We start from the raw sequence: 13,356 nt of genomic DNA, 5'->3' as shown, positions 1-13,356 counted from the left end.
GTGGGCGCGGGCTGGCCCGCGAATGCGGTGTTTCAGTTTCACATTTCAGTGACTGACCCTCCGCATTCGCGAGCAAGCACGCTCCCACATTCGTCTGGGTCGTTTCTAAAATTTTCGATCTGTCGCTTGACGATTTATGGCCGATAGGTTTTGATTGCTTCCGTTATCTTTCGAATCGAAACTTAAGCCGCCATGTCGAAACGCAACACACCCCAGCGCCGACACAATATCCTCGCCTTGCTCAATGAGCAGGGCGAAGTCAGTGTGGATGAACTGGCCAAGCGCTTCGAAACTTCTGAAGTTACGATTCGCAAGGATCTGGCCGCACTGGAAAGCCATGGTCTGTTGCTGCGCCGTTACGGCGGGGCGATCACCATGCCGCAGGAATTGGTCGCTGAACCGGGCCAAAGCGTTTCAAAGTACAAACAGGCGATTGCCCGCGCCGCCGTCAAACGTATCCGCGAGCACGCCCGCATCATCATCGACAGTGGCAGCACCACTGCGGCGATGATTCCCGAGCTTGGCCAGCAGCCGGGTCTGGTGGTGATGACCAACTCCCTGCACGTGGCCAACGCCTTGAGCGAACTCGAACACGAGCCGGTGCTGCTGATGACCGGCGGCACCTGGGATCCGCATTCGGAGTCCTTCCAGGGCCAGGTGGCCGAGCAGGTACTACGCTCTTACGACTTCGACCAGTTGTTTATCGGCGCCGATGGCATCGATCTGGTGCGCGGTACCACGACGTTCAACGAGTTGCTTGGCCTGAGCCGGGTGATGGCCGACGTGGCGCGTGAAGTCATCGTGATGGTCGAGGCCGACAAGATCGGCCGCAAGATTCCCAACCTGGAGCTGCCGTGGAGCAGCGTCCATACCCTCATTACCGATGATCGCCTGCCACAAGAGGCCCGCGATCAGATACAGGCCCGCGGTATCAGCGTGATTTGCGCGGCTGTCAGTCAGGAGAAATAAGCATGTGTGGAATTGTTGGCGCAGTTGCTGAACGTAATATCACCGCCATCCTGCTCGAAGGCCTCAAGCGCCTTGAATACCGCGGCTATGACAGCGCCGGTGTGGCAGTTTTCACCAACGATGAAAAGCTCGAGCGCATGCGCCGTCCGGGCAAGGTCAGCGAGCTGGAAGCGGCGCTGGCCGCACAGCCGCTGGTCGGCCGTCTCGGTATCGCCCACACCCGTTGGGCGACCCACGGTGCACCGTGCGAGCGTAACGCGCACCCGCATTTCTCCGGTGATATCGCGGTGGTGCACAACGGCATCATCGAGAATCACGAAGCCCTGCGTGAGCAACTGAAAGCGCTGGGTTACGTGTTCACTTCGGACACCGACACCGAAGTCATCGCGCACCTGCTGAGCCATAAACTCAAGGATCAGCCTGACCTGACCGTCGCGCTGAAAGCCACCGTCAAAGAACTGCACGGCGCCTACGGTCTGGCCGTGATCAACGCACAACAGCCGGATCGTCTGGTTGCCGCACGCAGTGGCAGCCCGTTGGTGATCGGTCTGGGCCTGGGCGAGAATTTCCTCGCGTCCGACCAATTGGCCCTGCGCCAGGTCACTGACCGCTTCATGTACCTGGAAGAGGGCGATATCGCCGAAATTCGCCGCGATAGCGTGCAGATCTGGGACGTAGATGGCAAAACCGTCGAGCGTCAGACCGTGCAGTACAGTGATGGTGCCGAAGCTGCCGACAAGGGCGAGTTCCGCCACTACATGCTCAAGGAAATCCATGAGCAACCATCCGTTGTCCAACGCACCCTCGAAGGCCGTCTGAGTCCGAATCAGGTGCTGGTGCAGGCCTTCGGTCCACAGGCTGCCGAACTGTTCGCCAAAGTGCGCAACGTGCAGATCGTCGCCTGCGGTACCAGCTACCACGCCGGTATGGTCGCGCGTTACTGGCTCGAAGAACTGGCCGGTATCCCGTGCCAGGTCGAAGTCGCCAGCGAATTCCGTTACCGCAAGGTGGTGGTGCAGCCGGACACCCTGTTCGTCACCATCTCCCAGTCCGGTGAAACCGCCGACACCCTGGCCGCGCTGCGCAACGCCAAAGAGCTGGGCTTCCTCGCCAGCCTGGCGATCTGCAACGTCGGCATCAGCTCGCTGGTGCGTGAATCCGACCTGACGCTGCTGACCCAGGCCGGTCGCGAAATCGGCGTAGCCTCGACCAAGGCGTTCACCACGCAACTGGTCGGCCTGCTGTTGCTGACCCTGTCTCTGGGTCAGGTACGCGGCACGCTCGGCAAAGGCGTTGAAGCCACGCTGGTGGAAGAGTTGCGTCGCCTGCCGACCCGTCTGGGCGAAGCGCTGGCGATGGACAGCACGGTGGAAAAAATCGCCGAACTGTTCGCCGAGAAGAATCACACCCTGTTCCTCGGCCGTGGCGCGCAGTTCCCGGTCGCAATGGAGGGCGCCTTGAAACTCAAGGAAATCTCCTACATCCACGCCGAAGCCTATCCGGCTGGGGAACTGAAGCACGGCCCTCTGGCGCTTGTGGATAACGACATGCCAGTGGTCACCGTGGCGCCGAACAACGAACTGCTGGAGAAGCTCAAGTCCAACCTGCAGGAAGTCCGTGCCCGTGGTGGTGAACTGATCGTATTCGCTGACGAGAAAGCCGGGATGACCAACGGCGAAGGCACCCATGTGGTGCAGATGCCGCACATCCACGACATTCTTTCGCCGATCCTCTACACCATCCCTCTGCAGTTGCTGTCTTACTACGTCGCCGTGCTCAAGGGCACCGACGTCGACCAGCCGCGCAACCTGGCGAAGTCGGTGACGGTGGAATAAGTTATCCACAGCTGACATTGACCCGTGGTTTTCAACAATAAAGATTGACACAAAACAATAAAGTTTGACACGCATGAACATAGATTGACACAAGGCTCAAACCCCCGTATCTACGGGGGTTTTCCTTTCCAGGCTTTCCCTTTGGTCTGGATTCATCGCTTCAACTTTCAGCGGGTGTAGTCTGGAAAATGTTTTGAATGCGGCCGCTTTGGCGGTCGTGTCCTTCTACGACTTTTTCTCGACGCGAGGTGAAGCGGTCCGCATCGACTGAGGAGGCGTGGGTTGCGAGGTCGTAAATTTGCATCACAGCAGGACATTGAACGGCACATTGCAAATGGATTTGGCGAAGGCGCCGGGGCAAGCTACGTGCCTTGGCTGCGGGTACAAGATGTCCCGTCGATAGGTCGTTCGCACAAGATTCAAGGTGTGAAGATCGAGAGGATTCATCACCTCCTGTCAGATCTCGAGCGTTCCTACTTCCTTGTGTGTGAATTTTCTGAAGACGTCGTGGATATCCGGGAGCAATACCCTTTACTACCCACAGAGCGTGCGCAAGCGATAGCGTCGGCGATCGATGTACGCTATCCAAGATACCCTAGAACAACACTGCCTTATGTGATGACAACAGACTTCCTGTTAACTGTTAAGGACCCGAGCGGAAACTTCAAATCGGTAGCTAGGACGGTGAAGTATCGTTCAGATTTAATTGGCAACGGAAGTAAAAGAACGCTTGAAAAACTTGAAATTGAAAAGCGTTTTTGGGAAAGCCAAGGTGTTGATTGGAAAATCGTAACAGACGAGTTTTTTACACGAGATTTGATTAAAAATCTTGGACTAATCAGGAGGTACTCGAAGCTCTCTCGTGATTTAATGAAAGCGCCGTTGCATTCGAATTTTATCGAGTGCCTTGTAAACAGCCGGGAATATTCGTGGACCTTGGCCACCTGTCTAAGAAAAATAGCATCACTTCTGTCCATTTCCTATATAGACGCTCAAGCAATTTTCTTTCATCTGGTTTGGAACAAGATACTGAAAATCGATTTGGTTAACACTCCTCTCCACCTTACTGGTCTAGTTCCTGGCTTCGAAGTTTCACCGAGCCCTGTCCAAGTATCGTTGAAGGAGAAAATGTCATGACTGTTCTCGTTAATGACGTTTTCGAGCCTGTAACCGATCTGTCGGTCATCGCTACGATAGCCAGGCTCCTTTACCAAGATGAAACGCATGACTTAGCAGTTGTGATGGATCTATCTGACCCACCCCGGCAGCCATACGCTGTGGGTCTGGAGGAGCTTCGTCGATCGTTAGCGTCTGGTCACACCAAACCAGCAGCCATTGCCACGCCCGAGTTCATGCTTGTGCTTGAGGAACAGTTGGATGAGAGAGCCAAGCAAGGCCGGGACGAAAAGTGGGCCGTCATCGCCCCTCTGCTAGATCCTGAATACCCAGGACAAATATTTGTACGAGGTGAGTTAGGCCGACTTGTTAGCAAACGGGCGTCAGAGCTCGGAATCCAGCGGAAAACGATCTATCGACTTCTTTACCGCTATTGGTTTTATGGTCAAGTTCGCAACTCATTGCTTAACAATTATACGGCAGTAGGGGTTGCCGATAGAAAATATGATCCGAGCAGGCCACCAGGGCGAAAGCCTAAATTTCAAGGCGTTCTTACTTCGCCTTCCAAGATGCTCAGTGCAGTTGATAAACGATGCATCCGTGTTGGATATGCTCTTTATGTAAGAGATAAGAAATCATCTATTTCGAGCGCATATGACGAAATGTTGAGACGATTCTACTCTGTTCGAGACATCTCTAAAAACAGTGAAGAAGAGCTTCGTTTGTTGCCTGGTTCAGAACTCCCCAGCTTGAGGCAGTTCCAATATTGGGGACAGATTTTTTTCGACGAGATTGCAACCGAGCGTGGCCGTAAAGGATTGAGGAGATGGTTAAAGGACTGCCGTCCGCTTTCAGGTACCGTTCGCGATTGGCTGCGTGGACCCTGTCATCAGTTCGAGATCGACGCGACTATTGCCGATATTTATTTGGTCAACAGCTACTCCAGGCGGATGCTCATTGGCCGGCCCGTAGTTTATATCGTTGTGGATAGCTTCTCCGGAATGATTGCTGGTCTCTATGTAGGATTGGAGGGCCCTAGTTGGAATGGGGCCAGGCAAGCGCTGTTCAACGCGTTTACCTCCAAAGTCGAGTTCTGCGCTCAGAACGGCGTCGAAATCAATGCAGATGATTGGAATTGTCACCACCTGCCCCACCAGATTTACGCCGACCGAGGAGAGATGCTGTCACTCGCAGCAGAGGGGCTATCGTCAGGATTGGGAATTGAGATGGGCACTGCTCCGCCTTATCGGCCGGATTGGAAGCCTATGGTGGAAAGTCGGTTTGGCATTTTGAATGATTTGACGGGTATCAGATGGCTACCTGGCGGGGTAGCAGCGCGAGACAAAGAGCGAGGCGAGCGAGATTACCGGCTCGATGCCACGCTGAATCTCAAAGAGTTCACCCAAATCCTCATCAAGTGCGTACTCCACTATAACGGGCACCATCGACAGCCTGAACGACTGACGCAGGCGATGATGAATGACGGCGTTGAACCTACACCCAACGGGATATGGAATTGGGCCTGCGACAACGACCTGATCGAATCCAACAAACGTCCTGACGAGCTGGTTTACCTCCATCTCTTGCCTCGCGAGCGCGCGACCGTTCAAAAGGGTGGGGTTATGTTTCGCGGCATGCACTACGTGTGTGATATGGCCATAGAGAAAGATTGGTTTGCCAAGGCTCGCAAAGGGGGCGTTTGGTCAATAGAGTGTTGGTTCGATCCGAACTCGGCGGCACACATTTGGATTCAGGGAGAGGCCAAGCAGTTTATCCGTTGTGATCTTCGACGATCGGATGCCGGTTACGCGAATTACCGCTCGGACGAGATTTTTGATCTGCTCGAAGCCTATCGCCAAAAACCGCCTACTCGCCGGCGAGCCGAGCTGGAAAGCCGTGTGCAGCTTAGCGATCAGGTCCACCAGATCATCAGTCATGCACTCGCAGAACGAAAACTGGAACCTGCTCCGCCCACCAAGGCAGAGGCCACTGGAAACATCCGCGAGAACCGCGCAGAAGAACGTCTCCGTGAGCGTGAAAATGCGGTTGTTCCTGAAGGCGTTAGGGCGGAGCCAGCTTCACTTCAATCTGAATTGACACCGAAAGCGCATGATTCATATGCCGGCGAGCGGACTGCGCAGGTTATCGATTTGCTCAAAAGAATTCGGCCAGGACAGGCAAAATGAAAGGTGCACAGACGTTCGCCAATTACGTCAGACAGGACATTAGTGAGTATGCGGGTAACCCGCTTATCGAAGCTTTGCCTCCGATATTGTCGGAGGCGGCGGCTGTTGAACTGATTTCGAACTTTCCTCAGCCGGTGGATCCGAAAGAGCTGACGCTCGAAGGAGCCACTCGAATTCACTGTATCGACAGGCTGAGAACCGTCGTACAGCCGTTCTTGCTACATCTGGAACTGGAGGCCCTGTTCTCACTGCTCATCCGTCGAGGGTATGTCGGGCGTAACCCGATGTCGCCCGCTACCGTCCGGCATTTGCATTCTTTATCGGGAGCTCAGCGTTACCACGATGCGTTCAAGTCCACTGCAGAAACGTTTACGGTCGTCGGCCTGAGCGGCATTGGCAAGTCAACGGCACTCCACGCCATCTTGAGCCTTTATCCACAGACAATCCGTCATGAGCGCTATGAGGGAAAGCAGTTTGTTCATACCCAAATCACATGGCTGAAGCTTGACTGCCCTCGGGATGGATCGCTGGCTGGATTTTGCCAGCAGTTTTTTTATGCGGTTGGAGACGCTCTAGGAGACAAGGACTACCACAAGCGCTACCGGCATCGAAACATCAATGATGCGCTGCAACAGATGGAGCAGGTGGCCAGCACGTTTTTCATCGGCGCCTTGTTGATCGACGAGCTGCAAAACCTCCACCTGGCGAAAACCGGTGGTAAGGAGAGCATGCTGAATTTTTTCCTGCACTTGGTAAACAACATCGGTATCCCGGTGGTTTTCAGTGGCACGAACTCGACGATTAGCCTGTTCTCAGAAGCCATGCGGACTGCCCGCCGAGTTTGTGGTGCTGGTACGCTCGAATTCAAACGATTCGAAAAGGATGATGAGGAGTGGCGGTTGTTGGTCGAAAATCTCTGGAGCTATCAGTGGTGCAAACAGACGGCTGAGCTGACCGACGAGATTTTTGACACGCTGTATGAGCACACTCAAGGCGTCACGGATTTCCTGGTCAAGCTGCTGGTATTGAGTCAGCGTTATGCGGTCCAGAGTGGCTCGGAGTGTTTGACTGCCGAGATCCTGGTGAAGGTAAGCAACTCAAAAATGCAGATTCTAAAGCCAGCCCTTTCAGCTCTGCGTAGCCGTGATCCGAAGCGGATGCGACAGTTTGACGATTTGCTGCCGATTGAGGATCAGCTGAGCGAAATGATGGTTTTCGATGGATTGGCACGAGAGGATCGCCTCACCTTGCTTCGAAGCGTTGTATCCCGTGAGAAGCCGGTAGACCCATCTCCGACCATTTTTGCGAAAGATCACCCATCGCCGATTGCTACTGCTGTGGAAAACTCAGAGGCTAAAGCGCTTAGCGAACATGACGCTCCCCTCGACGCTCTGCGCGCTGCGGGCTGGCTCAACGAGGACCTGTTTGAGTTCTCACCGATGTATCACAAAGCGTGAGTCGGAGGGGGGGTGAAGTGCAACTTAAACTCCATTTCTTCCCCGCCGCGTTTCCCGACGAGACGCTGCACAGCGTGATTTCTCGTTATGCCCGTCTTTGCGGTGTTCGTAATTGCCAAGCAGCATTTGCCGGACTGAAATCGGCGGCAGCTTTTTCGCAAAATGTGGCATTCCCGAGTCATTTAGGGGATTTTGTCGATGCGCTACCCAGCGGTACTGAGCTATCGGTAGCCGAGGTCCTCATGCGCCACACATTATTACCCTACTATGCGCCGTTTTTGAGGATGAGCCAGGTTGAACACGCTCGGACACTGATGACCGCTGATGGGAAAGGCTTGATGTTAAAGCTGGGCGTCAACGCGAGCCGTATTGGATTCGCCTCCCGAGTGCGGTTATGCCCAGAATGTATTGCCCAAGATCAGGCTCAACGGGGAGTTGCTTACTGGCACAGGGTCCACATGCTTCCAGGCGTGCTGGTATGTCCGCATCACGGTACGTCACTCAGGATCCTTGATCCTCGCTGGTTAAGCCGCAGCTCTCGACAACTTAATCTGCCGAGTGATGAGAATGTGCAAGCACACACGGTACATCTCGACACCCCGTTGCGGTGCATGCCACCGCTTCACGAAATAGCGTTGCGCTCACTTCAGGTCCTCGAGTCTGAAGTCACTGCTTTGTCGGCGGAGGCGGTGCGCTACACGCTTTTACAAAGGGCAACGCAGCTCAACCTTGCTTCTGATAACCATCGCTTGCACCTGCACATGCTGGCGCAGCACATGGCCGATTTTTTTGCCACACTCCCGCGAGAATGGGAATTTTCTATACTCGGAGATGTTCGTGCAGGTACACCCGCCTCATGGGTCACGAAGCTGCTTCGTACGCCTATAACCTCTCACCATCCGCTCAAATACATCTTATTGGCCGGTGCTCTGGGCGTTGAAATGGTGAGCTTGCTGCATGGTCAATGCCCTGTGAAACAGGCGGTGGCATGTGATCCGAAAGCTCACATTCGGCTTCACGCGCGCCTTTCTCAGGTGATGCCAGGTGAAGGCCTGGACTGTTCGTCAGCCGCTGTGTGGGAACATGCTCTTGAAGGAGCTGATGCCAAAAAGATCGCTGTCGTTCTAGGCGTTTCATCAGCGTATGTCTATCGTCACATCCGAAATGTACCCGGCGGGCAAGATGCTTGGAGGGAGGCGCGATTTCACATTGAGCTATGCGCAAGACGCGCGGCTTTCGAGGCTGATTATCGATTGTACAAAGCACATGCATGCAGGGGGTATGCGTGGCTGTATCGTCACGACAGACAGTGGCTTTCGGAGTCAACTGCAAACCCAAGCCCCCATCGTACGCCCCGTCTGAATAGCGCCGAAATGTTCGCTGCCCTCGATGCGAGACTGTCCGGCGAAGTCCGTCAGTGTGCCGACACGCTTTATGCTCTTGCGGGTAAGCCTGTCCGCATTTCGCGTACCAGGATTGGTCGGGAGCTTCATGTTCTTTCTCGCTTCGAAAAGCAGCTCTGCAAGCTTCCTCTCTGTGCAGCAATGCTCGAAAAAGTATGTGAACCAATCGAAGGCTTTCACGATAGGCGTCTGCAATGGGCTAGACGCCAATTGTTCTCGGAGGGCATGCCTATATCACGTTCTTCGCTCTACAGAGTCGCGAGCATTCGGCCCCTGCTGTAATCCAGCCGGGCATTCTCTCCATCTAAAAAAGTTCTAAATCAATTCACCGTGAACACATTGTTTTTCTGTTAATGAAAATTTGCACCCACCAGAATAGCGTCGGCATACGCTGGATCATCACAATCATCATCTAAAACGTACTAACCCGCGATCACCCGAAATAGTTTTGCAATCGCCATTGGCTGACCTACACGGGTTATCGATACGTGTTCTGTATTTCAAGGAGTACGGGCGCGGCGGGGTTTAGATGAATTTACTACGATTCAAAGTTGAGCGGCTGTGTCATTTCCAAATCCAGACCGGATACAGAATTTTACGGGTTGCATATATACTGCCCCCGGATGCACGTTCTCTTCGACCCCTACCTTTAATTGGTAAATGATGTCTGATCTATTATTTTTTCCCGTGTCGATGCCGGATGAAATGCTGCACTCTCGTGTCACCCGCTATCACTATCTGTCAGGCAATAGAACCGCGACAGAAACCTACCGCGATTTGTTCGCATCGAAACCCTTTTGCATTGGTGGCATCGTACCCAAGCAGATCGAGAGGCTCGCACACAGGCTGCCGGGGCAATCGGAGAGCAATCTCGCAGAGCTGATCAGTAGCAATACTACTTTTCCTGCTTACCGGCCGTTTCTTGGGGTTAAGCAGGGGCCGGAGAACAACGAAGGACCGCTGGGTTATGACGGGGTGGTACGGGTGCCCCGCAGAGAAGAGTCCACCCATGGCAAGGCTAAGCTTTGTCCTACCTGCGTTCAGGAAGATTTGATTGAGCGGGGTTCTGCCTACTGGCATCGATCTCACCAGATACCCGGTGTTGCCGTCTGTTGGCGTCATGGCGACGCATTGATCCATGCCTGCCCCGAGTGCTCTCGCCCGTTCTACCGTAAATTGAAGCTGCTTCCCAATCTGACTGAGCCATGCGCATGCGGCTGGAGCCCGTTAAACAGCGCAGCAATACACAAGGGGTCAAAGATGGAACAGAAAGTCGCTCTGTTCGCACACGATATCCTGCAACGCAATATCCCTCCGATAGGCAGTACGGTATTAAGTTCGTGCTACGTCCGCCAATGCAAGAAACGCGGATTCATTTTCGGAAAAAATGCGGGTATCGCAAAACTATTCGACAGCATCCAAAGCGCTTACGGCGATGAGCTTTTGGCGCAGATTGATCCAGCCTACAACACCGGAAAGCATGAGCAATGGATCCGGCTCAAATCAGATAAAGGTCAGCTAAATATGCCGCTCGCGCGGCATTTGATCATTGCTCTTCATTTGTTTTCCAGTGCAGATGGCTTTGAAGAGGCTCTGAAGAATGAGTCTATTCTGCTGAGTGCCGCTGTTTCTCCGCGAGCGCCCAAAGTCGAAGAATCGCGTCTTAGTCAAAAAACTAGATATCGCCAAAAAATCGAGTTGCTTTTAGCGCTACGTACCGATGCCAATATCGAGTACCTCTGGAAGAAGGCGTACAAACCTACGCAATGGATTCTAGAAAATGATAACGCATGGTTAATGGCAAAACTCCATGCCCCTAAAAAAGCTACAGTTAAGGTCGAAAAGTCCGTCGACTCAAGAGACGACGCCTATGCAGCCCTTATCGAAGCGGGCGTAGATGAGCTGTATAAAGTTACGAAAGATCCGAAGAGAGTGAACATTCGGAATTTGCAATCGCTGCTCCCAGGTTCGTTACCTCATGAGCTGGATCTACGCAAGCAGAGGTTCCCTCTTACTTATCAACAGATCAAGATTCATCAGGAGTCAGTATGGCATTTTCGTCTAAGAACTTTGGTGTGGACTGTCTCTGAACTCATCAGGATGAAGCTCCCCGTGAATTACTCGACGGTAAGATTGACCTCAGCGGTATCAAGCAAGGTTTTCCTGGTTTTTTGCAGTTTCTTCGAGTGGGATCTGGAAAGCCTGGCAAGAACCGGGGTCGACGCGGAGGCCCTGCTCAGGTCTACCGGCGTATCGAGGAATTGGGAGGGACCACCGGTTCAAATAAGCTTTTGAGGGCATCTTTGTTCCGTCAGCGTCTGCCAACCTTTGGTGTTAACAAAAATCCCATCTGGCTTGAAAGCGTAAATGCGGGGTAGCGTCCACCTTTCACATTAGTAACCTTCGCGGCAGCTTTCTGAAAGCTTTCACTTGTTACTCTTTAACTCAGTAAATTGAGCTTTAGGAGAAAATCATGAAAGCAATGACAGCAGTGAAAGCGTTTTGCGCCGCTTCGATTTTGACCTTATCTTCATTAGCCATGGCTGAAGGTGGCGGTGACCGCGTGTATGGTCGAATGATGCAAGAGAACCAACAAGCAATGGAGCAATATGCCTCAAGGAACGGCAAGACTCCTCCTGAAGTTGTTCATTATGAATATGGTATGAACCTCGATATCCACAAGGTCGTCAGTGTCACGCAAGCCAATAAAACCTGTGGGGTTGCTCCTTCGCGCATGACCTATGAAGACTCTACGGGCAAGCTTAACACCGTGGAATATAAGGTCATGGCCGACAACTGCCCCCATGGAAGCTAGACAATGAAAATTATTTAAGAACTGCATAATTCTCCTTTGTCCGAAACTAGCTTACTGCTCGCTGACGTAGAAGTAATTTTCAGGAAAGGCTGAAGTTATCCATTTTATGAAATCATGTCCGTCAGTTGAAGTGTTTCTAACGTACAGTAAACAATTGCTCGACCACCTGATACATCCCGCCTCCTTGTTTTTCCTTTGGTTTGGGAGGTGGTTTAGGCGCCCTAGTGGCGCCTTTTTTACGTTCGAAATGAGCTATGTCCTCTGCACGGCCATGACCTTCACCATGCAGGAGTGAGATTAGAAGATCAGTTTTCGGGGTATTCAGCAACGACGTGGTCTGTGCCTGCCTTTGACAAGCCGATTACGTTATACGCGTCATGTTTCCCGTCCACTTCCATTCCTGGGGAGCCGGCCGGCATGCCTGGAACGGCAATCCCGAGCAGGTCATCACGTTTGCTCATCGCAATGATTTGCTCGGCGGGCACGTGACCTTCAACAAACTTTCCGTTGATGGTTGCTGTGTGACAGGACGAGAGCTCAGGAGAAATCCCGAGACCGCGCTTGATCGCGCTCATGTTGGTTTCCACGTGATCAACGACGGTAAAGCCGCTGGCTTCAAGGTGCTGGACCCATTTCTTGCAGCATCCGCAATTAGCGTCGCGATGTACATCGATCGTCAATGGCTCTGCTGCGTGACTGGCTGAACTGATGAACAGAGCCACGAGAGCAGCGAGACGAAGTGCCCGTCTGCGACGAAGAGAATTATTTCGCATGGGTATGTTCCTTCCCATCAGTATGTGTATGTGATTTGGGCTGTACGGTTGGAGTCGGGGCCGCGTCATCTGAAGCTTCCCTACCCTTATGATCGGCGTGGTCCGCAGGCTCCTTTGCAGACGGCGCTGCGGAGGGGCCATGGGCATGTGCCGTGTTTTTCTCGTCATCATTAGCGCGGACTTCCGCCCTTTGGTTGGCAGCACCTGCGCCACTTTGCCCCTGGGTCGTTCCATGTTGACCCTCATGGTTGTGCATCACGCTTTCGCCACCACCGTGTTGATGGCCACCGCTACTCGTGATCAGGGCTTTGTATTGCTCTGTATCAAGTGACGGAAGCTGCTGGAGAAATGCGACCATCCCCTATATGTACGGATCGGCCATGCTTTTGCCCCACGCGGGCATGCCGGTGGATTTGATGCCGTGCTTGATGATCCAAAAAGCTGCGGCTGGGTGCCCATCGACGCCCAGTTTTGAAAGGTTCGGAGGTGCGGGGTAAAGGCTGTTACTCAGTTCGGTGCCTGTAAGGCCCGGAGCCAAATGGCAACCGACACACATCGAGTTGTAGTTGCCAGCACCTTCACGGATGAGGGCTTCTTGGCTCAGGTCGGGGACCTGAATGTCGCGCGAGCGCACTTCGATCGAGCGATCCCGAGCAATAGAAAGTAGCGCGTAGACAGGGGCAGAGTGGGGATCATCCGCCCCGACATTGATCACGCCGAAATATACCACGCCGGCAGCCGCTGCTACGGTGGCCAGACCAGCAGCTATCAGTGCCTTCAGTGTAATCTTCATGCCCGGTTC

At 53.4% G+C, this 13,356-nt stretch carries 9 protein-coding genes and 1 pseudogene; 8 read left to right on the top strand and 2 right to left on the bottom strand.

Annotated features, from left to right (window positions below):
- The first annotated feature begins 192 nt into the window (after positions 1-192).
- The 8 genes from QMX91_RS03365 to QMX91_RS03330 all read left to right on the top strand — a co-directional run bounded on the left by QMX91_RS03365 (position 193) and on the right by QMX91_RS03330 (position 11,781).
- Positions 193-969, top strand: a complete 777-nt coding sequence (locus QMX91_RS03365) for a DeoR family transcriptional regulator (protein ID WP_098966413.1) — start codon at positions 193-195, stop codon at positions 967-969.
- 2 nt (positions 970-971) lie between these two features.
- Entirely contained in the window at positions 972-2,804 is a 1,833-nt protein-coding gene (gene glmS / locus QMX91_RS03360; protein WP_098966411.1) for a glutamine--fructose-6-phosphate transaminase (isomerizing), read from the top strand.
- Positions 2,805-3,086: 282 nt separating this feature from the next.
- Positions 3,087-3,941, top strand: coding sequence for a TnsA endonuclease N-terminal domain-containing protein (locus QMX91_RS03355; RefSeq protein ID WP_024014928.1), 855 nt, complete (start codon positions 3,087-3,089; stop codon positions 3,939-3,941).
- Positions 3,938-6,106, top strand: coding sequence for a Mu transposase C-terminal domain-containing protein (locus tag QMX91_RS03350; protein ID WP_158830528.1), 2,169 nt, complete (start codon positions 3,938-3,940; stop codon positions 6,104-6,106). The genes QMX91_RS03355 and QMX91_RS03350 overlap by 4 nt, the downstream gene beginning before the upstream one ends.
- Complete coding sequence (locus QMX91_RS03345) at positions 6,103-7,563, top strand: ATP-binding protein (RefSeq protein ID WP_019816907.1); 1,461 nt, start codon at positions 6,103-6,105, stop codon at positions 7,561-7,563. The genes QMX91_RS03350 and QMX91_RS03345 overlap by 4 nt, the downstream gene beginning before the upstream one ends.
- Positions 7,564-7,580: 17 nt before the next feature.
- Positions 7,581-9,248 carry a TnsD family Tn7-like transposition protein gene (locus QMX91_RS03340; protein WP_158830529.1) on the top strand — a complete coding sequence of 556 codons (1,668 nt, stop codon included), beginning with the start codon at positions 7,581-7,583 and terminating at the stop codon, positions 9,246-9,248.
- A gap of 381 nt (positions 9,249-9,629) precedes the next feature.
- On the top strand, positions 9,630-11,261 hold the full coding sequence (locus QMX91_RS03335; protein ID WP_243753519.1) for a TniQ family protein: 1,632 nt from the start codon (positions 9,630-9,632) through the stop codon (positions 11,259-11,261).
- A gap of 187 nt (positions 11,262-11,448) precedes the next feature.
- The gene (locus QMX91_RS03330) at positions 11,449-11,781 is read left to right on the top strand and encodes a DUF2790 domain-containing protein (protein WP_032872197.1); all 333 of its coding nucleotides are present in this window, start codon (positions 11,449-11,451) and stop codon (positions 11,779-11,781) included.
- Between the two features lie 305 nt (positions 11,782-12,086).
- Here the strand turns inward: QMX91_RS03330 and QMX91_RS03325 are convergent, their stop codons facing one another.
- Positions 12,087-12,554 (bottom strand): DUF411 domain-containing protein, encoded by a 468-nt coding sequence (locus QMX91_RS03325; RefSeq protein ID WP_032872163.1) that lies wholly within the window; start codon positions 12,552-12,554, stop codon positions 12,087-12,089.
- A pseudogene (locus QMX91_RS03320) lies at positions 12,544-13,347 on the bottom strand (cytochrome c). Before QMX91_RS03320 ends, QMX91_RS03325 begins: the two are co-directional and overlap by 11 nt.
- Positions 13,348-13,356: the final 9 nt, after the last annotated feature.

Source organism: Pseudomonas sp. PS01299 (assembly GCF_029960145.1).
In the GTDB taxonomy this organism is placed as follows: domain Bacteria; phylum Pseudomonadota; class Gammaproteobacteria; order Pseudomonadales; family Pseudomonadaceae; genus Aquipseudomonas; species Aquipseudomonas putida_A.
The sequence above is the reverse complement of the archived record's forward strand: the minus strand, read 5'-3'. Positions and strand labels throughout refer to the sequence as shown.